The organism is Serratia sp. TSA_105.2, from assembly GCF_052692115.1.
The window spans coordinates 218,536-238,847 of the sequence record NZ_JBQZFT010000004.1; the positions used below are offsets into that span (position 1 = coordinate 218,536).

General features: G+C 63.7%; 22 protein-coding genes. 19 read left to right on the top strand and 3 right to left on the bottom strand.

All coding sequences use genetic code 11. From position 1 onward, the window contains the following. Positions 1-3: 3 nt before the first annotated feature. Together ACUTSC_RS15235 and ACUTSC_RS15240 are read left to right on the top strand one after the other, a co-directional pair. Positions 4-801, top strand: coding sequence for a MoaF C-terminal domain-containing protein (locus tag ACUTSC_RS15235; RefSeq protein ID WP_197767044.1), 798 nt, complete (start codon positions 4-6; stop codon positions 799-801). Positions 802-805: 4 nt separating this feature from the next. Continuing rightward, the gene (locus tag ACUTSC_RS15240; protein ID WP_197767043.1) at positions 806-1,597 is read left to right on the top strand and encodes an SDR family oxidoreductase; all 792 of its coding nucleotides are present in this window, start codon (positions 806-808) and stop codon (positions 1,595-1,597) included. A 56-nt stretch (positions 1,598-1,653) separates the two neighbouring features. On the opposite strand, the gene hpaR is transcribed toward ACUTSC_RS15240, so the two are convergent. Then, on the bottom strand, positions 1,654-2,106 hold the full coding sequence (gene hpaR / locus ACUTSC_RS15245; protein WP_004933183.1) for a homoprotocatechuate degradation operon regulator HpaR: 453 nt from the start codon (positions 2,104-2,106) through the stop codon (positions 1,654-1,656). A 327-nt stretch (positions 2,107-2,433) separates the two neighbouring features. Between hpaR and ACUTSC_RS15250 the strand changes: the two genes are divergently transcribed. From ACUTSC_RS15250 to hpaC, 11 genes are all read left to right on the top strand, one after another. Beyond that, positions 2,434-3,066 carry a fumarylacetoacetate hydrolase family protein gene (locus ACUTSC_RS15250; RefSeq protein ID WP_197767042.1) on the top strand — a complete coding sequence of 211 codons (633 nt, stop codon included), beginning with the start codon at positions 2,434-2,436 and terminating at the stop codon, positions 3,064-3,066. Continuing rightward, positions 3,063-3,827: a fumarylacetoacetate hydrolase family protein gene (locus tag ACUTSC_RS15255; protein WP_197767041.1), complete on the top strand. Its 765-nt coding sequence runs from the start codon at positions 3,063-3,065 to the stop codon at positions 3,825-3,827. The genes ACUTSC_RS15250 and ACUTSC_RS15255 overlap by 4 nt, the downstream gene beginning before the upstream one ends. Then, on the top strand, positions 3,824-5,278 hold the full coding sequence (gene hpaE / locus ACUTSC_RS15260; protein ID WP_033636981.1) for a 5-carboxymethyl-2-hydroxymuconate semialdehyde dehydrogenase: 1,455 nt from the start codon (positions 3,824-3,826) through the stop codon (positions 5,276-5,278). The genes ACUTSC_RS15255 and hpaE overlap by 4 nt, the downstream gene beginning before the upstream one ends. Before the next feature lie 37 nt (positions 5,279-5,315). Next, a complete protein-coding gene (gene hpaD / locus ACUTSC_RS15265; RefSeq protein ID WP_089180517.1) occupies positions 5,316-6,389 on the top strand; it encodes a 3,4-dihydroxyphenylacetate 2,3-dioxygenase in 1,074 nt (357 codons plus the stop codon). Between the two features lie 48 nt (positions 6,390-6,437). After that, complete coding sequence (locus ACUTSC_RS15270; RefSeq protein ID WP_004933172.1) at positions 6,438-6,824, top strand: 5-carboxymethyl-2-hydroxymuconate Delta-isomerase; 387 nt, start codon at positions 6,438-6,440, stop codon at positions 6,822-6,824. 14 nt (positions 6,825-6,838) lie between these two features. Beyond that, positions 6,839-7,642, top strand: coding sequence for a 2-oxo-hept-4-ene-1,7-dioate hydratase (gene hpaH, locus ACUTSC_RS15275; RefSeq protein WP_004933170.1), 804 nt, complete (start codon positions 6,839-6,841; stop codon positions 7,640-7,642). A 76-nt stretch (positions 7,643-7,718) separates the two neighbouring features. Then, the gene (gene hpaI / locus ACUTSC_RS15280; protein WP_049235379.1) at positions 7,719-8,513 is read left to right on the top strand and encodes a 4-hydroxy-2-oxoheptanedioate aldolase; all 795 of its coding nucleotides are present in this window, start codon (positions 7,719-7,721) and stop codon (positions 8,511-8,513) included. Between the two features lie 3 nt (positions 8,514-8,516). After that, on the top strand, positions 8,517-9,887 hold the full coding sequence (gene hpaX / locus ACUTSC_RS15285; RefSeq protein WP_038878424.1) for a 4-hydroxyphenylacetate permease: 1,371 nt from the start codon (positions 8,517-8,519) through the stop codon (positions 9,885-9,887). A gap of 34 nt (positions 9,888-9,921) precedes the next feature. Then, positions 9,922-10,818 carry a 4-hydroxyphenylacetate catabolism regulatory protein HpaA gene (gene hpaA / locus ACUTSC_RS15290; RefSeq protein WP_197767040.1) on the top strand — a complete coding sequence of 299 codons (897 nt, stop codon included), beginning with the start codon at positions 9,922-9,924 and terminating at the stop codon, positions 10,816-10,818. A gap of 178 nt (positions 10,819-10,996) precedes the next feature. Beyond that, positions 10,997-12,559: a 4-hydroxyphenylacetate 3-monooxygenase, oxygenase component gene (hpaB, locus tag ACUTSC_RS15295; protein WP_033636988.1), complete on the top strand. Its 1,563-nt coding sequence runs from the start codon at positions 10,997-10,999 to the stop codon at positions 12,557-12,559. A 16-nt stretch (positions 12,560-12,575) separates the two neighbouring features. Then, on the top strand, positions 12,576-13,091 hold the full coding sequence (gene hpaC / locus ACUTSC_RS15300; protein WP_033636989.1) for a 4-hydroxyphenylacetate 3-monooxygenase, reductase component: 516 nt from the start codon (positions 12,576-12,578) through the stop codon (positions 13,089-13,091). Between the two features lie 33 nt (positions 13,092-13,124). Here the strand turns inward: hpaC and ampH are convergent, their stop codons facing one another. Both ampH and ACUTSC_RS15310 read right to left on the bottom strand, forming a co-directional pair. Then, the gene (ampH, locus tag ACUTSC_RS15305; RefSeq protein ID WP_063991490.1) at positions 13,125-14,267 is read right to left on the bottom strand and encodes a D-alanyl-D-alanine-carboxypeptidase/endopeptidase AmpH; all 1,143 of its coding nucleotides are present in this window, start codon (positions 14,265-14,267) and stop codon (positions 13,125-13,127) included. 126 nt (positions 14,268-14,393) lie between these two features. Continuing rightward, a complete protein-coding gene (locus ACUTSC_RS15310) occupies positions 14,394-15,152 on the bottom strand; it encodes a FadR/GntR family transcriptional regulator (RefSeq protein ID WP_445653421.1) in 759 nt (252 codons plus the stop codon). A gap of 235 nt (positions 15,153-15,387) precedes the next feature. On the opposite strand from ACUTSC_RS15310, the gene ACUTSC_RS15315 reads away from it, so the two are divergent. From ACUTSC_RS15315 to ACUTSC_RS15340, 6 genes are read left to right on the top strand one after another with little or no spacing between them, the layout of a single operon-like run. Continuing rightward, positions 15,388-16,128, top strand: a complete 741-nt coding sequence (locus tag ACUTSC_RS15315) for an SDR family oxidoreductase (protein ID WP_197767039.1) — start codon at positions 15,388-15,390, stop codon at positions 16,126-16,128. Between the two features lie 25 nt (positions 16,129-16,153). Next, on the top strand, positions 16,154-16,999 hold the full coding sequence (locus ACUTSC_RS15320) for a fumarylacetoacetate hydrolase family protein (protein WP_049202360.1): 846 nt from the start codon (positions 16,154-16,156) through the stop codon (positions 16,997-16,999). Positions 17,000-17,013: 14 nt separating this feature from the next. Then, complete coding sequence (locus ACUTSC_RS15325) at positions 17,014-18,291, top strand: L-fuconate dehydratase (protein WP_060440810.1); 1,278 nt, start codon at positions 17,014-17,016, stop codon at positions 18,289-18,291. Between the two features lie 14 nt (positions 18,292-18,305). Beyond that, positions 18,306-19,169 carry an amidohydrolase family protein gene (locus ACUTSC_RS15330; RefSeq protein ID WP_197767038.1) on the top strand — a complete coding sequence of 288 codons (864 nt, stop codon included), beginning with the start codon at positions 18,306-18,308 and terminating at the stop codon, positions 19,167-19,169. Further along, positions 19,147-19,923 carry an SDR family oxidoreductase gene (locus tag ACUTSC_RS15335; RefSeq protein ID WP_033636997.1) on the top strand — a complete coding sequence of 259 codons (777 nt, stop codon included), beginning with the start codon at positions 19,147-19,149 and terminating at the stop codon, positions 19,921-19,923. The genes ACUTSC_RS15330 and ACUTSC_RS15335 overlap by 23 nt, the downstream gene beginning before the upstream one ends. Continuing rightward, a complete protein-coding gene (locus ACUTSC_RS15340; protein WP_197767037.1) occupies positions 19,920-20,279 on the top strand; it encodes an L-rhamnose mutarotase in 360 nt (119 codons plus the stop codon). Before ACUTSC_RS15335 ends, ACUTSC_RS15340 begins: the two co-directional genes overlap by 4 nt. Positions 20,280-20,312 lie beyond the last annotated feature (33 nt).

A 20,312-nucleotide genomic window follows, 5' to 3' on the forward strand; every position in this document is an offset into this window, starting at 1 on the left:
TCCATGAGTTCAGAAGCGGTATTCATTCAGGTTGGCGCGCTGGCGGAAGGCTTTGCGCCGCACAGCAATACGCTGGAACGCCAGCACGACCTGGCGGGCAGTACGTTGACGCTGCGCTTTAGCGACGGCGCGACGCAACGCTGCCGGTTCACCGACGAGCAGACGCTGGAGTGGGGTGAACGGCGGGGCGTCGCCTATCGCGCCACCAGCATTCGCCCCGGCGTGCTGTTCATCGATTTTCTCGATCCTGCCCGCGCCAACGCCAGCATTACGCTGGTATGCGACCGCAATCAGGGCAATTTCACCGCGGTATACGGCCAACTGCCGGACGAAGCGCAGGCGCGGCTCGACGCCTTCAGCCGGGTGGAGCAGGGGCTGCCGCTGACCGCGGTCGAGGCCGAATTCCGATTCGGCACGCTGGATGACGCCGACGTGGCGCCGCCGGGCTTTACCGATGAGCTGATCGGCATGCGCAACATGTACACCTACAGCCCAACCGAACGGTACGAGCATATCTACCTGAACGACAACTTCTACGCCTGGCAGTGTCTGGACGGGGTGGAGAAAGGGCTGGCGGACGTCGATCGCTGCCATTACGTGAAGGTGGCGGAGCAGCTTTATCTGTTCGTCTGGCGCGAGAAGATCATTCCGACGCTGGGCGTGGTGATGATCGATCTGCAGGGCATGCGCACCGACGGCAAGATCCTCGGTTATCAGGGCAGCGATTTCAGCGCGCTGAGCAACTTTGCGGTCGGCGCCCATGCACAGGTGTTGAACACCACGCGCCACCCGCGAGGATAGGCCGATGAGCGCAACCTATGCGGCCGACGCCTTCGCGGGGCAGGCGGTGCTGGTAACCGGCGGCGCTCAGGGCATTGGGCTGGCGATCGTCAGCGCCTTTGCCCGGCTGGGCGCCGAGGTGACGATCGCGGACGTGCAACTCCCGCAGGCGCAGGCGGCGGCGCAGGCGCTGCGGGACGAAGGGCTGAGCGTGCAGGCGCTGGCCTGCGATCTGGCCGAGCCGGGGCAGATTGCCGAGGGGGTGACGGCGGTAGGTGAGCGGCATCAACGGCTGGACGTGGTGATCCACAATGCCGCTTACTTTCCGCTGACGCCGTTCGCCGCCATCGACGCGGCCCTGCTGCAACGCACGCTGAGCGTCAATCTGATGGCGCCGTTCTTTCTGGCGCAGGCGGCGCTGCCGTGGATGCGCCGCCGGGGCGGCGGCTGCATTCTGGTGACCTCGTCGGTGACCGGCCCGCGGGTGGCCTACCCGGGGCTGGCGCACTACGCCGCCTCCAAGGCCGGGGTGAACGGGTTTATTCGCGCGGCGGCGCTGGAATTGGCGGCGGAGAACATTCGCGTCAACGGCGTGGAGCCGGGGATGATCCGCACGCCGGCGATGGCCAACCTGGGCGATGCGCAGGTGAATCAGGCGATCGCCGCCTCGGTGCCACTCGGGCGGCTGGGGGAACCGGAAGACATCGCCGCGGCGATGGTGTTTCTCGCCTCGCCGGCGGCGGCCTACATCACCGGCCAGACGCTGGTGGTGGACGGCGGCGCGCTGCTGCCGGAAACGAATTCTCTGCTTACCTGACGCTGCAGCGTTGTTGGCTGCAACGTCAATTAATTTGAGAATTCCGGTTGGTTAAATCACTGCTTGGCGGGATGCGCGGTGACGTTGGCGGGCAGGCTGTCGCCCAGGGTGATCAGCTCGTCCAGCAGCGTCATCAGCTGGTCCATTTTCTGCCGCGAGAAAGCGGCTTCAATCTCGGCGTAGCCCTGTTCCACCTGGTGGCGTGCCACTTCATACAGATCCTGGCCCTGCTGGGTCAGCGACACGTACAGCTTGCGCTGATCGTTAACCGGCTTCAGGCGGAAGATCAGCTTGTCACGCTCCATGCGCGACAGAATGCCGGTCAGGCTGGGACGCAGGATGCAGGTTTCCGCCGCCAGCTCGTGGAATTCGATCGAGCGGCTGTTGGCCAGCACGCGGATGATGCGCCACTGCTGCTCGGTCAGGTTGTGGCTTTTCAGGATCGGGCGAAAGAACCCCATGGCGGTTTCACGCGCCTGCAGCAGGGCGATGGTTAACGATTCATGCATAAGTTTGGCCTTAGCTATCAAGGTGTTCGTTGTTACGGCGCTCGTTATGGGGGCGCCTGCCCCGCAAAGCCCGATTTTGTTAATAACTTAATAGTAGCCAAAGTTACCCGTAGGGATAAAGCAAAAATGCGTGGCGCAGCGAAAAATGGCGATAAAAATGATTAATACATTGAATAATCACGCTAATGTTCGTTATTTGTGAATATTTTGTTATCACGATCACAAATCACTCCAAGCGCATTGCGTAAAAGCTGCACAGCGTATAAAAGTAATCATTAATATGTTAATGAATGCCGGTTGTCATGTTTTGCCATTGGAGGAGTTCGCATGAAAGGCACCGTTTTTTCCGTTGCGCTGAACCACCGCAGCCAACTGGACGCCTGGGATCAGGCGTTTCACCAGCCACCGTATCAGACCCCGCCCAAAACCCCGGTGTGGTTTATCAAACCGCGCAACACCCACCTCGCCAACGGCGGGGCGATCCCGTTTCCGGCCGGTGAAACCGTGCACAGCGGCGGCACGCTGGCGGTGATCATCGGCGATACCGCGCGCAAGGTGCCGGCGGCGCAGGTGGGCCGTTATCTGGCCGGTTACGCGCTGGCCAACGACGTCAGCCTGCCGGAGAGCAGCTTCTACCGCCCGGCGATCAAGGCCAAATGCCGCGACGGGTTCTGCCCGCTGGGGGAGATCGGCCAACTGGAGACAGCCGATCGGCTGGAGATCGTCACCGAGATCAACGGCGTGGAACAGGATCGCTGGTCCACCGCCGATCTGGTGCGCTCGGTGCCGGAGCTGATCGCCGCCATCAGCGACTTCATCACCCTGCAGCCGGGGGATGCGGTGCTGATCGGCACCCCGCACCAGCGGGTGGAGATCAAACCGGGGGATGAGGTGACGGTGCGCGCCGCCGGCCTGCCCACGCTGACCAACCGCGTCACCCAGGCAGGAGCCGCATCATGAAACATGCCCGTATTCGCCATCATGGCCAGATCTTCAACGTGCAGGTGGACGAGCAGCTGCGCGTCACGCTGCCGAACGGCGAGGTGCTGCAGGAGCGCGAAGTGGAATGGCTGCCGCCGGCGCAGGGCACGGTGTTCGCCCTGGGGCTGAACTATGCCGACCACGCCAGCGAGCTGGAATTCAAAGCACCGGAAGAGCCGCTGGTGTTCCTCAAGGCACCGAACACCCTGACCGGCCATCGCCAGGTGTCGGTGCGCCCGGCCGGCGTGGAGTATATGCATTACGAAGCCGAGCTGGTGGCGGTGATCGGCAAGACCGCGCGCAACGTCAGCCGCGAGCACGCCATGGAGTACGTGGCGGGTTACACCCTGTGTAACGACTACGCCATCCGCGATTACCTGGAGAACTACTACCGGCCGAATCTGCGGGTGAAGAGCCGCGACACCCTGACGCCGATCGGGCCGTATATCGTCGATCGCGACGACATCGCCGATCCGCACCGGCTAGCGCTCAGCACTTACGTCAACGGTGAGCTGCGCCAGCGCGGCAGCACCGCCGACATGATTTTCGACATTCCGTTCCTGATAGCCTACCTGAGCGAATTCATGACGCTGCAGCCGGGCGACATGATCGCCACCGGCACGCCGAAAGGGCTGGCCGACGTGCAGCCGGGCGACGAAGTGGTGGTGGAGATCGAGGGCATCGGCCGTCTGGTTAACCACATTATCAGTGAAAAAGATTACGAGGAGAGCCTGCGATGAAAACCATCAACCACTGGATCAACGGCAAGAACGTCGCCAGCAAAGAGTATTTCACCACCACCAACCCGGCGAACGGTGAGGTGTTGGCGGAGGTGGCCTCCGGCGGCCAGCTGGAGATAGACCAGGCGGTGGCGGCGGCGAAAGAGGCGTTCCCCAAGTGGGCCAACACGCCGATGAAAGAGCGCGCGCGCCTGATGCGCCGCCTGGGCGAGCTGATCGACCAGAACGTGCCGCAGATCGCCGAACTGGAAACCGCCGACACCGGCCTGCCGATCCACCAGACCAAAAACGTGCTGATCCCGCGCGCTTCGCACAACTTCGAGTTCTTCGCCGAGGTGTGCCAGCAGATGAACGGCAAGACCTACCCGGTGGACGACAAGATGCTCAACTACACGCTGGTGCAGCCGGTGGGGGTGTGCGCGCTGGTGTCGCCGTGGAACGTACCGTTCATGACCGCCACCTGGAAAACCGCGCCTTGCCTGGCGCTGGGCAACACCGCGGTGCTGAAGATGTCCGAACTGTCGCCGCTGACCGCCGATCGCCTGGGCGAACTGGCGCTGGAGGCCGGCATTCCGGCCGGGGTGTTGAACGTGGTGCAGGGCTACGGCGCCACCGCCGGCGACGCGCTGGTGCGCCATAAAGACGTGCGCGCGGTCTCCTTCACCGGCGGCACCGCCACCGGCCGCCGCATCATCGAAAGCGCCGGGCTGAAGAAATTCTCCATGGAACTGGGCGGCAAGTCGCCGGTGCTGATCTTTGAAGACGCCGACATCGAGCGGGCGCTCGACGCCGCGCTGTTCACCATCTTCTCGATCAACGGCGAACGCTGCACCGCCGGTTCGCGCATCTTCATTCAGGAGAGCATCTACCCGGAATTCGTCAAACGTTTCGCCGAGCGCGCCAACCGCCTGCGCGTGGGCGATCCGCAAGATCCCAACACCCAGGTGGGGGCGCTGATCAGCCCGCAGCACTGGGAAAAAGTCTCCGGCTATATCCGCCTCGGGGTGGAAGAAGGGGCGACCCTGCTGGCCGGCGGCCCGGACAAACCGGCCGGCCTGAGCCACGGCAACTTCCTGCGCCCGACGGTGCTGGCGGATGTCGACAACCGGATGCGCGTGGCGCAGGAGGAGATCTTCGGGCCGGTGGCCTGCCTGCTGCCGTTCAAATCAGAAGAAGACGGCCTGCGCATGGCCAACGACGTGGAGTACGGCCTGGCGTCGTACATCTGGACGCAGGATGTGAGCAAGGTTCTGCGCCTGGCCCGCGGCATTGAAGCGGGCATGGTTTTCGTCAACACCCAAAACGTACGCGATCTGCGCCAACCGTTCGGCGGCGTGAAAGCCTCCGGCACCGGCCGCGAAGGCGGCGAATACAGCTTCGAAGTGTTCGCCGAAATGAAGAACGTGTGCATTTCCATGGGCGACCACCCGATCCCGAAATGGGGCGTTTGAGCCTCAGGCCACAATAATAACGAAAGAGATGAGAACAATGACGACAAAATTGACCACTGATGCTGTCCCTGCTCCCGACGTCGTGCGCTGCGCCTACATGGAAATTCAGGTCACGAACCTTAAAGCCGCACGCGAATTTTACGTCGATATCCTCGGCCTGGTCGTGACCGCCGAAGAGGATAAAACCCTCTATCTGCGTTCGATGGAGGAGTTCATTCACCATAACCTGGTGCTGCGCGAAGGCCCGGTCGCCGCCGTGGCGGCGTTTGCTTTCCGCGTGCGCACGCCGGAAGACGTCGATCGCGCCGAAGCGTATTTCAAGGCGCTTGGCTGCCGTACCGAGCGGCGGGTGAACGGGTTCGCCAAAGGTATCGGCGATGCGGTGCGGGTAGAGGATCCGCTCGGTTTCCCGTATGAGTTTTTCTACGACGTGCAGCACGTCGAGCGCCTGGCCTGGCGCTACGATCTGTATACGCCGGGCGCGCTGGTGCGCCTCGACCACTTTAACCAAATCACCCCTGACGTGCCGCGCGCCGTGGAATACATCCAGGGGCTGGGCTTCCGCGTAACGGAAGACATCCGCGATGAAGACGGCGTGGTTTACGCCGCCTGGATGCGCCGCAAGGCGACGGTGCACGATACCGCGATGACCGGCGGCGCCGGGCCGCGCATGCACCACATCGCCTTCGCCACCCATGAAAAGCACAATATTTTGGCCATCTGCGACAAGCTTGGCGCGCTGCGCAAATCCGATTTGATCGAACGCGGCCCCGGCCGTCACGGCGTCTCCAACGCGTTTTACCTCTACCTGCGCGATCCCGATGGCCACCGCGTGGAAATCTACACGCAGGATTACTACACCGGCGATCCGGACAACCCGACCGTGACCTGGGACGTGCATGACAACCAGCGCCGCGACTGGTGGGGCAATCCGGTGGTGCCGAGCTGGTATACCGAAGGTTCGCTGGTGCTGGATCTCGATGGGCAGCCACAGCCGGTCATCGAGCGCAGTGCGCCCAGCGAAATGGCCGTCACCATCGGCGCAGACGGTTTTTCCTACACCCGTGAGGGCGATACGGAAAAAGGTTTCAAGCTTGGCAATACGCTGTAAATGCCGCTGCGCGGGGCGCCCGCGCATATTTGCCGTCTGGAGAACGCTATGCCCCATTTTTACGCTGAATGTACCGACAACATCCGCCGCGAGGCGGATTTGCCCACCCTGTTCGCCAAGGTCAACGAGGCGCTGGCGGCGACCGGCATCTTTCCGCTGGCCGGCGTGCGCAGCCGCGCCATCTGGCTCGACACCTGGCAGATGGCCGACGGCAAGCAGGACTACGCCTTCGTGCACATGACGCTGAAGATCGGCCACGGCCGCAGTCTGGAAAGCCGCCAGCAGGTGGGGGAGATGCTGTTTGCGCTGATCAAGGAACACTTCGCCGCGCTGATGGCGCAGCGTTACCTGGCGCTCTCTTTCACCATGGAAGAGCTGGATCCGGTGCTGAATTACAAACAGAACAATGTCCACGCGCTGTTCAACAAGGCGTGAATAAGGGGTCGTACATGCTGGATAAAGAGCAGGTTAATCGCGCCGTACAGCGCCTGCATCAGGCGGAAAAGAGCCGTGAACAGATCCGCGCGCTGTCGCTCGATCATCCCGAGATCACCATCGAAGACGCTTATGCCATTCAGCGGCAGTGGGTGGAGCTGAAGATCGCCGAGGGACGCACGCTCAAAGGCCACAAGATCGGCCTGACCTCGCGCGCCATGCAGGTGAGCTCGCAGATCACCGAGCCGGACTACGGCGCGCTGCTGGACGACATGTTCTTCAACGACGGCAGCGACATTCCGATCGATCGCTTTATCGTGCCGCGGGTGGAGGTGGAGCTGGCGTTCGTGCTGGCCAAGCCGCTGCGCGGGCCGAACTGCACGCTGTTCGACGTCTACAACGCCACCGACTACGTCATTCCCGCGCTGGAGATCATCGACGCGCGCAGCCACAACGTCGATCCCGAGACTCAGCGGCCGCGCAAGGTGTTCGACACCATCTCCGACAACGCCGCCAACGCCGGGGTGGTGATGGGTGGGCGGCCGATCAAGCCGGATGCGCTGGATCTGCGCTGGATCTCCGCGCTGCTGTACCGCAACGGCGTGATTGAAGAATCCGGCGTGGCGGCGGCGGTGCTCAACCACCCGGCCAACGGCGTGGCCTGGCTGGCCAACAAGCTGGCGCCGTATGAGGTGGAGCTGGAAGCGGGGCAGGTGATCCTCGGCGGCTCCTTCACCCGGCCGGTGCCGGCGCGGCGCGGTGATACCTTCCACGTCGACTACGGCCCGATGGGCTGCATCAGCTGCCGCTTCGTCTAAAAAGCAGGCTCGGCGAACCGGGCCGCAATAAACCGGGCGGGGCCATGCGCTACGCCCGCTTGTCAGGGAGAATGCGATGTTAACCAACCACTTCAAGCGTGCGCTGCAGGAAAAACGCCCGCAGATCGGGCTGTGGCTCGGGCTGTGCAGCAGCTACAGCGCCGAGCTGCTGGCCGGCGCCGGTTTCGACTGGCTGCTGATCGACGGCGAACATGCGCCCAACAACGTGCAAACGGTGCTGGGGCAGCTGCAGGCGGTCGCGCCTTACCCGAGCCAGCCGGTGGTGCGGCCACCGTGGAACGACGCGGTGATCATCAAGCAGCTGCTGGACGTCGGCGCGCAAACCTTGCTTATCCCGATGATTCAAAACGCCGAACAGGCGCGCGACGCGGTGCGCGCCACGCGCTATCCGCCGCACGGCGTGCGCGGCGTCGGCAGCGCCCTGGCGCGCGCTTCGCGCTGGAACCGGGTGCCCGATTACCTGCAGCAGGCCGATGAGCAGATGTGCGTGCTGGTGCAGATTGAAACCCGCGAAGCGGTGAAAAACCTCGACGCCATTTTGCAGGTGGATGGGGTGGACGGCGTGTTTATCGGCCCGGCGGATCTCAGCGCCGACATGGGCTTCGCCGGCAACCCGCAGCACCCGGAGGTGCAGCGCACCATCGACGACGCGATTGCACGCATCCGCGCCGCCGGCAAGGCGCCGGGCATTTTGATGGCCAATAAGGCACTGGCGCAGCGCTATCTGGAGGCCGGCGCGCTGTTCGTTGCGGTGGGGGTGGACACCACCCTGCTGGCGCGGGCGGCGGAAGCCCTGGCGGACGAATTCAAACGGGGCGGGGCGCAAGCACCTTCATCGGGAGTCTACTGAACCATGAACCACGTCGATTCGCTGCAGCCGGCCAACCCGGCGCAGCAACATAAAGCGTTAACCGCCGCCGAGCAATCGGTGATTAAAAAGTTGTTTCGGCGCCTGATCATTTTCCTGTTCGTATTGTTTGTTTTCTCTTTCCTCGATCGCATCAACATCGGCTTCGCCGGGCTGACGATGGGCAAAGATCTCGGCCTCAGCTCGACCATGTTCGGGCTGGCGGCGACGTTGTTCTATGTCACCTACGTGATCTTCGGCATTCCGAGCAACATGATGCTGAGCCGGGTCGGCGCGCGGCGCTGGATCGCCACCATCATGGTGCTGTGGGGCATCGCCTCCACCTGCACCATGTTCGCCACCGGGCCGACCAGCCTGTACGTGCTGCGCATGATCGTCGGCATCACCGAGGCCGGTTTCCTGCCGGGCATTCTGGTGTACCTCACCTATTGGTTCCCAGCGTTTTATCGCGCCCGCGCCAACGCGCTGTTCATGATCGCCATGCCGGTGACCATGGCGATCGGCTCGTTGGTCTCCGGCTATATCCTGGCGCTGGACGGGGTGATGAACCTGAAGGGCTGGCAGTGGCTGTTCCTGCTGGAAGGCATTCCGTCGGTGCTGCTGGGCGTGGTGGTGTGGTTCTACCTCGACGATACGCCGGCCAAGGCCAAGTGGCTGACCGACGAGGAGAAAGCCAGCCTGCAGGCGATGATGGAGGCCGACAAGCTTCAATTGGTGCAGCCCAACGGGCCGAGCAGCCACCGCGCGCTGCAACAGCGCAGCCTGTGGCGCGAGATCTGCACGCCGATCGTGCTGATGTATACGTTGGCCTATTTCTGCCTGACCAACACCCTGAGCGCGATCAACATCTGGACGCCGCAGATCCTGCAAAGCTTCAACCAGGGCAGCAGCAACGTGACGATCGGCATTTTGGCGGCGATCCCGCAGATCTGCACCATCGCCGGCATGGTGTGGTGGAGTAAACGATCCGACCGGCTGCAGGAGCGCAAGCATCACACCGCGCTGCCGTACCTGTTCGCCGCCGCCGGCTGGCTGCTGGCGTCCGCCACCGATCACAGCCTGATCCAGTTGCTCGGGATCGTGATGGCCTCGGTCGGCTCCTTTACCGCCATGGCGATCTTCTGGACCACGCCTGATCAGTCGATCAGTCTGGAAGCGCGCGCGGTGGGGATCGCGGTGATCAACGCCACCGGCAACATCGGATCGGCGCTCAGCCCGCTGTTGATCGGCTGGTTCAAGGATCTGACCGGCAGCTTCAACTCCGGGTTGTATTTCGTCTCGGCGCTGTTGATCGTCGGCGCCGTGTTGGTGTGGCGCATTCCGATGAAGGATTCGCGCCCGAGAGCGACGCCTTGATGCGCAAGTGGGCATGATTGCAGGAGGTCATGAGGTGCGGAAAAGTACCGGCTTTATCGCCAACATCGATATTTGCAAAGAGTATGACGCGCGCTATGCCGCCGACGAGGTGCACTACGAAACCTTCGCCGGGCTGGCGGCATTCTTCGGCCGCGACATGCAGGTGCATTGGCACGACTGCTTCTTCCAGGTGCATTTCCTGGAAACCGGCAAGATAGAGCTGCAGCTCGACGACCAGCACTATTCGGTGCAGGCGCCGCTGTTCATCCTCACGCCGCCGTCGGTGCCGCATGCGTTCTTCACCGAACCGGACAGCGACGGCCACGTGCTGACGGTGCGCCAGGAGCTGATTTGGCCGCTGTTGGAGCGCCTGTATCCCGGCAGCAACCTGGCGCTGGACATGCCGGGCATCTGCCTGTCGCTGGCCGACGCGCCGCAGGAGCTGACGGCGCTCAGCCACTACTGGGCGCTGATCCGCCGCGAGTTCGGGCAGAACCTGGCCGGGCGCGAACAGACGCTGGCGCTGCTGGCGCAGGCGGTGTTCACGCTGCTGCTGCGTAATACCGCGCTGGAAGACAGCGCCAACAGCGGCGTGCGCGGCGAACTGCAGCTGTTTCAGCGGTTCAACAAGATGGTGGACGAGCGTTTTCGCGAGCACCTGCCGGTGCCGGAGTATGCGCAGGCGCTGGGGGTGACCGAATCGCGGCTCAACGACCTGTGCCGGCGCTTCGCCAACCGGCCGCCCAAGCGGCTGATCTTCGATCGGCTGCTGCGCGAGGCCAAACGCATGCTGCTGTTCAGCGCCTGTACGGTGCATGAAACCGCCTACAGCCTCGGCTTTAAGGATCCGGCCTATTTCGCCCGTTTTTTCAATCGGCTGGAAGGCTGTTCCCCCTCGACCTACCGCGCGGCGCAACACACCCTTTCGTAACCGCGATCACAGTTTGCCGTGAAAGCGGCAAACTGACCTGAAAAGTACCGGCGATTGCCGCAAAAGTCTCTTCTCGAAACCGGCTTTGGCAGCTTCAATTAAGCAACCAAAAGAAAACATTATTTTAACAAACGGCCGATTCCACGGCCTGAAAAATGCCGATGACGAGGAAGACCCGATGAAACCAGAAGACTTTCGTGCCGACAGCAAACGCCCGTTCACCGGCGCCGAATACCTGAAAAGTTTGCAGGACAGCCGTGAAATCTACATTTACGGCGAGCGCGTGAAAGACGTCACCACCCATCCGGCGTTCCGCAACGCGGCGGCGTCAGTCGGCCAGCTGTACGACGCGCTGCACGATCCGGCCAGCCAGGATCGCCTGTGCTGGAATACCGACACCGGCAACGGCGGCTATACCCACAAATTCTTCCGCTACGCCCGCAGCCCGGAAGAGATGCGCCAGCAGCGCGATGCCATCGCCGACTGGTCGCGCCAAAGCTACGGCTGGATGGGGCGTACGCCGGACTACAAGGCGGCCTTCGGCTGCGCACTGGGCGCTTATCCGGAGTTCTACGGCCAGTTCGCCGACAATGCGCGCCACTGGTACAAACGCATTCAGGAAACCGGGCTCTATTTCAACCACGCCATCGTCAACCCGCCGATCGACCGCCACAAGCCGGTCAACGAGGTGAAGGACGTCTACATTCAGGTGGAGAAAGAGACCGACGCCGGCATCGTGGTCAGCGGTGCCAAAGTGGTGGCCACCAACTCGGCGTTGACCCACTACAACTTCATCGGCTTCGGATCGGCGCAGGTGATGGGCGATAACCCGGACTTCGCGCTGATGTTCGTGGCACCGATGGACGCGGAAGGGGTGAAGCTGATTTCGCGCGCCTCCTACGAGCTGGTGGCCGGCGCCACCGGATCGCCGTTCGACTACCCGCTCTCCAGCCGCTTCGACGAGAACGACGCGATCCTGATTATGGATCATGTGCTGATCCCGTGGGAAAACGTGCTGATCTACCGCGATTTCGACCGCTGCCGCCGCTGGAGCACCCAGGGCGGTTTCGCCCGGCTGTTCCCGCTGCAGGCCTGCGTGCGCCTGGCGGTGAAGATGGACTTTATCACCGCGCTGCTGCAAAAGAGCCTCTCGTGCACCGGCGTGCTGGAGTTCCGCGGCGTGCAGGCCGATCTGGGCGAAGTGGTGGCCTGGCGCAACCTGTTCTGGTCGCTGAGCGACGCGATGTGCGCCGAAGCCACAAAATGGGAAAACGGCGCCTACCTGCCGGATTCTGCCGCGCTGCAAACCTACCGCGTGATGGCGCCGATGGCCTACACCAAGGTGAAACACATCATCGAGAAGAACGTCACCAGCGGCCTGATCTACCTGCCGTCCAGCGTGCGCGACATGAACAACCCGGAGATCGACAAGTACCTGGCACGCTACGTGCGCGGATCGGACGGTATGGATCACGTCGAACGCATCAAGATCCTCAAGCTGATGTGGGATGCGATCGGCAGCGAATTCGGCGGCCGTCACGAGCTGTATGAGATCAACTACGCCGGCAGCCAGGATGAGATCCGCCTGCAGTGCCTGCGCCACGCGCAGGGTTCCGGCAACATGGATCGCATGATGCAGATGGTCGACAAGTGCCTGGCCGATTACGATCAGCACGGCTGGAAGGTGCCGCACCTGCGGAACAATGACGATATTAATCAGTTGGATAATCTGCTGAAGTAATTCAGGAGGAGGGGGTATGTCTCAGGAAAATGAACAGCGCCTGCGCTTTCGCGACGCCATGGCCAGCCTGTCGGCGGCGGTGAATATCGTCACCACCGACGGCCCGGCGGGACGCTGCGGCATCACCGCCACGGCGGTGTGCTCGGTAACCGATACGCCGCCGACGCTGCTGGTGTGCATCAACCGCAACAGCGCGATGAACCCGGTGTTTCAGGAAAACCGCAGGCTGTGCGTCAACGTGCTCAACCACGAGCAGGAGCTGATGGCGCGCCACTTCGCCGGCATGACCGGCGTAAGCATGGAAGATCGTTTTCGGCTGGAAGAGTGGCAGCTCGGTGCGCTGGGGCAGCCGGTGCTGCGCAATACCCTGGCCAGCCTGGAAGGGGAGATCGAGCAGATCCAGAGCATCGGCACCCACCAGATGTACCTAGTGCAGATCAAGCAGATCGCGCTGAGCGAAGCCGGCAACGGGCTGATCTACTTCAAGCGCAATTTCCATTCGGTGATCCACCCGATGGCGGTGCCGGCCTGAGGCGTTGGGGCGCAGCCTGCTGCGCCCCGCGTTTCAACTCTTGTTGGTCGCCAGATCGCTCACCAGGCGGTTGACCGGATCGCTCATGTTGGTGAACTTGCTCAGCTCCGAGCGGGTCACCACCACGAACACCCCGACGTTTTTCGCCGGGATCATCGCCATGTAGGTAATGAACCCGCCGCCGCCGCCGGTTTTCTGAATGATGCCCGGCAGCCCGTCCTTCGGTGCCATATACACCCAGCCCAACCCCAACGCATCCGCTTGCCCCGGCACGTCCATGCCCTTCAGCGACACCAGATCGTGACGCTGGAAGTACATGGTTTGCTCGCTGGCGGCGGTGGCTTTGCGCGGGCCGCTGGCGCTGGAGGAGAGGAACTGCTGCATCCAGCGCTGCATATCGCGCGGGGTGGAGTAGACGCCACCGCTGCCGGCCGCGGCGGTAGTGTCGCGGCAGGCGCTCGGGCCGGCCGCCGCCACCATCAGGCGCGAGCACTGCTCGGGGCTCGGCGTCAGCGTGGTGTCGACCATGCCGAGCGGCGCGGTGATTTTCTCTTTCAGCAGCGCGTTGTAGGGCTTGCCTGCGGCGCGCGACAGCGCGTCGGCCAGCAGGTCATACGCCAGGTTGGAGTAGGCGGCGCGTACGCCCGGCGGTACCGTGACGTTGGCATGTGCCAGCCACTGCCAGCGCTGAGCCTTGGTCGGCCAGGTGAACACCGGCGTTTTCGGCGGCTTCTTGCCCGGCTGCTCGCGCGGCAGCGCGCTGGTGTGCGTCGCCAGGTTCAGCAGGGTGATCGGCTGCCCGGCGTTGTAAGCCGGCACATAGGCGCCTTTGGGGGCGTACTTGCGCAGCGGGTCGGTCAGTTTGACCTGGCCTGCCGCCGCCATTTTCACCATCACTTCGCTGGTCATCAGCTTGGTGATCGAAGCGATGCGGATCAGCGAATCCGGGCGCGGACGCAGGTTGTTGCCGGGTTTGGTATCGCCAAAGCTGCGGTTAACCACCTGATTGCCGTCGATCACCACCAGCGCCATGCCGGTGGCGCCGCTGTTGTAGAAAATATGTTCGGCATACTGGTCGACGATTTGCGAAGCCAGCTGCGGGGGCGCGGCCTGCACGGCCAGCGGCGCGGCGCACAGGCCCAGCGCCAGCAATAAAGCGGAGACAGAGTTCTTCAACGGTCGTTATCCATTTAACAATGCAGCGGGGAAAGGGCTCATCCGTCGCCCAGTGTAATGCGCCCGAGCCCCGGCTGCATGTAGAAAAAAGAGCGGTGGCGATAAAATTTTTTCACCGCCGGCGGCCTACTGCGCGCGGGCGAAAATGGCGATCACTTCATCGAGGTGCGCCTTCATCGCCTTGCGGGCGCCGCGCACGTCGCGCGCTTCGATCGCCGCCAGGATCGCCCGGTGTTCCAGTTCGGAACGGTGCGGCATGTCGTCCGGCGTATAGTGGCGTTGCAGCACGCGGAACATGCTGCCGTAACGGTGGCCGAGCAGGTGGCCGATGATGAACGCATAGGCCGGGTTGCCGCTGGCCTGGGCGATGCGGATGTGGAACAGCCGATCGCCGGGGTGGGTGGCGGAACCGGCGCGGTTATCGCGGCAGTTCTGCTCGTAGGCGGCGCGGATGCCCGCCAGCTCTTCGTCGGTGGCGTGGCGCGCGGCCAGCGCGGCGGTCTCCGGTTCGATCAGCAGACGGGTTTGCAGCAGAGAAAACGGCGGCAGCTCGGCGTTGAAATCCAGCTCGATATTCAGTTCGTCGTCGATCTCCGCCCACTGGTTGCGGCCGGCCTGGGCCATCACCGGCTCCTGCGACGGCGCCAGCGGCGTTGGCGAGCGCACGATCACCCCGTTGCCGACCTTGACGTCCACCAGGCCGATCACTTCCAGCGCGATAAGCGCCTCGCGTACCGACGCGCGACTGACCTGCAACTGCTGGGCGAGATCCCGCTCCGAGGGCAGGCGGTTGCCCGGCGGAAATTCGTTATTCTCGATAAGACGTTTGAGCTGGTCAGCTATCTGTCTGTAAATCCTTGGGTTTTCCAGTCGGGTAATCGGCATTTTTGACCTTTGACGATTCAGCGTTCAGTGATTTGGCGCACAATTATGCGATAAGGCGCTTGAGTAATCGTTATTCAAGTGTAAAAAAAAGGTTAATTGAAATGCGGTTTCAAGGCTGTTTTATTAACTTCTTCCCCCAACGATAACGCGTAAAGCGTCTTTTGTCATGTTAGAGGCCTGACCTTTAACCGCCTTTAGTGGCCTGACCATTAGACCTTTAGGCCGAGGAGTCAAGATGGATTTAACCGGGAAACGCGTACTGATCACCGCCGCCGGGCAAGGGATCGGTTTTACCACCGCCAGGCTGTTCGCCGCCGCCGGCGCCGAAGTGATCGCCAGCGATATCAACCTCGAGCACCTGCAGGGCTCTGCCGGGATCCGCGCGCTGACGCTAAACGTCACCGATCCGGCCGCCATCGCGGCGGCGGCGGAAGCGATCGGCCCGATCGACGTTCTGTTCAACTGCGCCGGCGTGGTGCACAGCGGATCGATCCTCGATTGCACCGAAGATCAGTGGGCGTTCGCGCTCGATCTCAACGTCACCGCGATGTTTCGCATGATCCGCGCTTTCCTGCCGGGCATGTTGGCGCGCGGCAAAGGCTCGATCATCAACATGTCCTCGGTGGCCTCGAGCGTGAAAGGGGTGCCGAACCGCTTCGCTTACAGCGCCAGCAAGGCGGCGGTGATCGGCCTGACGCGCTCGGTGGCGGCGGACTACGTCACGCAGGGCATCCGCTGCAACGCCATCTGCCCCGGCACGGTGGAGTCGCCGTCGCTGCGCCAGCGCATTGCCGAGCAGGCGCGCGAGCAGGGGCGCAGCGAGCAAGAGGTGTATCAGGCGTTCGTCGCCCGTCAGCCGATCGGGCGCATCGGCACCACCGAGGAAATCGCCCAATTGGCGCTGTATCTGGCCTCTGACGCCAGTTCATACACCACCGGCACGGTGCAGATCATCGACGGCGGCTGGAGCAACTGAGCCGCCATTTTTGAGAGAGGAAGGCATGAAACTTTTACGTTACGGGCAACCCGGGCAAGAGCGCCCCGGCATGTTGGATGCGCAAGGCCGCCTGCGCGATTTGTCGCAGCATATCGCCGACGTGGGGGGCGCCGCGTTATTGCCGGCGTCGCTCGCCAAACTGCGCGCGCTGGACAGTGCCACGTTGCCGCTGGTCGAAGGGCAGCCGCGCCTCGGCGCCTGCGTCGGCGGCATCGGCAAGTTTATCTGCATCGGCCTGAACTACGCCGATCACGCGGCGGAGACCGGTGCCGCCATTCCTGAGGAACCGGTGGTGTTCAACAAATGGACCAGCGCGGTGATCGGCCCCCACGATCGGGTGGAGATCCCGCGCGGCTCGCAGAAAACCGACTGGGAAGTGGAGCTGGGCGTGGTGATCGGCCAGGGCGGACGCTACATCAGCGAAGCCGACGCGATGCGCCACGTCGCCGGCTACTGCGTGATCAACGACGTCTCAGAACGCGAATATCAAATTGAGCGCGGCGGCACCTGGGACAAGGGCAAAGGCTGCGACACCTTCGGGCCGATCGGCCCCTGGCTGGTGACCGCCGACGAGATCGCCGATCCGCACAGCCTGAACCTGTGGCTGGAGGTGGACGGCAAGCGCTATCAGGACGGCAACACAAGCACCATGATCTTCCGCATTCCGCAGATCGTCAGCTACCTCAGCCGCTTCATGAGCCTGCAGCCGGGCGATGTGATCTCCACCGGCACGCCGCCGGGCGTCGGCATGGGGCAGAAACCGCAGCCTATCTATCTGCGGGCGGGCCAGACGATGCGTCTGGGCATCGAAGGGCTGGGCGAACAGCGCCAGCAAACCGTACAGGCCTAACCGGGAGCGCCGCCATGACCACCATTACCGCACTGCGGGTTGAAGACATTCGTTTCCCCACGTCGCTGGGGCTGGACGGATCCGACGCCATGAATCCGGATCCCGACTATTCCGCCGCCTACGTGATCCTGGAGACCGATCGCGCGGATCTCAGCGGCCACGGGCTGACGTTCACCATCGGCCGCGGCAACGAGATCTGCTGCGCGGCGATCCGCGCGCTGGAACACCAGATCGTCGGCGAGCGGCTGGAGGATATCGCCGCCGACATGGGCGCCTTCTGGCGGCGCTTCACCAGCGACAGCCAGCTGCGCTGGATCGGGCCGGACAAGGGGGCCATTCACCTGGCGACCGGCGCGGTGGTCAACGCGGTGTGGGATCTGTGGGCCAAATCGGTCGGCAAGCCGGTGTGGCGGCTGGTGGCGGAGATGACGCCGGAAGAGCTGGTGCGCTGCATCGACTTCCGTTACATCACCGACTGCATCACGCCGCAGGAGGCGTTGGCGCTGCTCAAGCAGCGGGCCGAGGGCAAAGAGCAGCGCCTGGCGCGGCTGCTGCAGGAAGGCTATCCCTGCTACACCACCTCCGCCGGCTGGCTGGGGTATCCGGACGACAAGCTGCGCCGCCTGTGCCAGGAAGCGGTCGACGCCGGTTTCTCCTACCTGAAGCTGAAGGTCGGGCGCGATCTGGAAGACGACATCCGCCGCGTGCGCATCGCCCGCGAGGTGATCGGCCCGGATCGTCGGCTGATGATCGACGCCAACCAGGTGTGGGAGGTGGACGAAGCCATTCCGTGGGTGAAGCATCTGGCGTTCGCCAAACCCTGGTTTATCGAAGAGCCGACCAGCCCGGACGACGTGGAAGGGCACCGCCGCATCCGCGAAGGGGTGGCGCCGGTCAAGGTGGCCACCGGTGAGATGTGCCAGAACCGCATCATGTTCAAGCAATTCATCATGCGCGGCGCGGTAGACGTGGTGCAGATCGACGCCTGCCGCCTTGGCGGCGTCAACGAAGTGCTGGCGGTGATGCTGATGGCGGCCAAATACCAGCTGCCGGTCTGCCCGCACGCCGGCGGCGTCGGGCTGTGCGAGTACGTGCAGCACCTGTCGATGATCGACTACCTGTGCATTGCCGGCACCCACGAAGGCCGGGTGATCGAGTATGTCGATCATTTGCATGAACACTTTGTCGATCCCTGCGTGATCAAAGGCGCGGCCTACATGCCGCCGAGCCGTCCCGGCTATTCGATCGAGATGCATCCGTCGTCGATCGCGCAGTATCGGTTCCGCGGGTGAGGCGGGAGGATCGCATGCCGCGCATCGACGCTCACCAGCACTACTGGCGCTATCACCCCCAGCACTACCCGTGGATCGACGAGCGAATGAGCGTGCTGCGGCAGGATTTCGATCCGCCCCGGCTGCGGCCGCTGTTGCAGGAACAGGGTTTCGACGGCGCGCTGGCGGTGCAGGCGCGCCCCAGCGAGGAAGAGACGCTGGCCCTGCTGGCGCTGGCTGAGCAGGGCGAGGGCATATGCGGCGTGGTGGGCTGGCTGGACATCGCCGCGCCGCAGCTGGCGCAGCGTCTGGAGGCCTTGCGGCCTTACAGCGCGCTGCGCGGGGTGCGTCATCAGGTGCAGGACGAAGCGGATCCGGCGGCCTGGCTGGCGCGGCCGGAGGTGGAACGCGGTATGCAAACGCTGCAGCGCGCCGGGTATGTGTACGAGATCCTGGTGACGCACCGGCATCTGGCGGCCGCGGCGGCGTTCGCCACCCGCCACGATGAACACTGGCTGGTGTTGGATCATCTCGGCAAGCCGGACATCGCGCGCGGCGCGCGGCACTGGGCGCAGCAAATCCGGCCGCTGGCGGCGCTGCCGCACGTGGCCTGCAAACTGTCGGGGTTGATCACCGAGGCGCCGGGTGGCCGGTGGCAGGCGGAAGAACTGCTGCCGTTCTTCGACGCCGCGCTGGAGGCGTTCGGCCCGCAGCGGCTGATGTTCGGCTCCGACTGGCCGGTGTGCCTGCTGGCCGGCGACTACCGCCAAGTGGTGCAGCTGTGCGAACGGGCGCTGTCGACGCTGGGGGCCGCCGAGCAGGCGGCGATTTGGGGCGACACCGCCTGGCGAATTTACGGTTTAACGGAGTCTGGTTATGGATCTGTATCTGCAAGATAAGGTGGTGCTGGTCACCGGCGGCGGTGCCGGCATCGGCGCGGCGATCGCTCATGTGCTGGCCGAAGAAGGCGCGATCCCGGTGCTGGTCACCAACGCCGCGCCGGAGGCGGCGCTGTTGGCCGATTTGCAGCGGCTGCAGCCGCGCACCGAGGTGATCCTCACTGAACTGTGCGACGAGGCGGCCTGCCGCCGCGCGGTCAGCCAGACGCTGGCGGCCTTCGGCCGCATCGACGGGCTGGTGAATAACGCCGGGGTCAACGACGGCGTCGGGCTGGAGGCGGGGCGCGAAGCGTTCGTCGGCTCGCTGGAAAAGAACCTGGTGCACTACTACCTGATGGCACACCTGTGCCAGGCGGCGCTGCAGGAGAGCCGGGGCGCCATCGTCAACATCGCCTCCAAGACCGCGCTCAGCGGCCAGGGCGGCACCAGCGGCTATACCGCCGCCAAGGGCGCGGTGCTGGCGCTGACGCGCGAATGGGCGGTGTCGCTGCGCCATGACGGCGTGCGGGTGAACGCGGTGGTACCGGCGGAGGTGATCACCCCGCAGTACCAGCGCTGGCTCAACACCTTCGCCGAGCCGCAGCGGCAGATGGCGAAAATCACCGCGCGTATTCCGCTCGGGCAGCGCATGACCACGCCGCAAGAGATCGCCGACACCGTGGCGTTTCTGCTGTCGTCGCGGTCGTCGCATACCACCGGGCAATGGCTGTCGGTGGACGGCGGCTATCTGCATCTCGATCGGGCGCTGACGTGAGCGGCGCGGCGGCAGGGCGGCGCCGTTTCTGCCAGGCGCTCGATCTGATTGACTCACCGGCGCTGATTGCGGAGTACCAGCAGCAGCATCAGCGCATCTGGCCGGGCATCGCCGCGCATTTGCGTGAGCACGGCATTCTGGACATGGAGATTTACCGGTTGGGCACCCGGCTGTTCATGATCGTGGAGGTCAGCGCCGATTTCGACGCCGCGCGTTTTGACGCCGCCAGCCTGAACAACCCCGAAGTACAGCGATGGGAAGCGCTGATGTGGCACTACCAGGCCGCCACCCCCTGGACGCCGCAGGGCGAAAAATGGGTGGAAATGGTGCGGATATTTTCTCTGCAACAGCAATAACGCCAACATCATCATCGCCAGACGATACGAGGG